1 protein-coding gene is annotated in these 272 nt (G+C 37.5%); it reads left to right on the plus strand.

Translation table 11 applies throughout. The features are described from left to right. Positions 1-84: 84 nt before the first annotated feature. Positions 85-272: phosphoadenosine phosphosulfate reductase domain-containing protein (locus AAEZ09_RS28290; RefSeq protein ID WP_350601652.1), on the plus strand; the 188-nt coding region annotated here is incomplete at its 3' end.

Consider the following 272-nt stretch of genomic DNA (forward strand, 5'->3'; position numbering starts at 1 on the left):
TATCTAAAGAGAAACAATTGGCCGCTTTAACTAACATGCTAACAAATTTGATGGAACAAAGTGAAAGCGTAACAGAGGTTGTTAATGACTGAAAAAGTTAAACATGTTCTAGGGTTGTCTGGCGGCAAAGACAGTAGCGCCTTAGCATTATTTGTCAAAGAAACGTATCCCGAATTAGAAGTTGAATACTTCTTTACTGATACCGGCTACGAGCTACCAGAAACCAACGAGTTTATTGATAAACTTGAAGAAAAACTGGGTTATATTCACCG

Origin of the sequence: Pseudomonas sp. 65/3-MNA-CIBAN-0223 (assembly GCF_040310425.1) — a bacterium.
Taxonomy (GTDB): Bacteria; Pseudomonadota; Gammaproteobacteria; order Pseudomonadales; family Pseudomonadaceae; genus Aquipseudomonas; species Aquipseudomonas gregormendelii.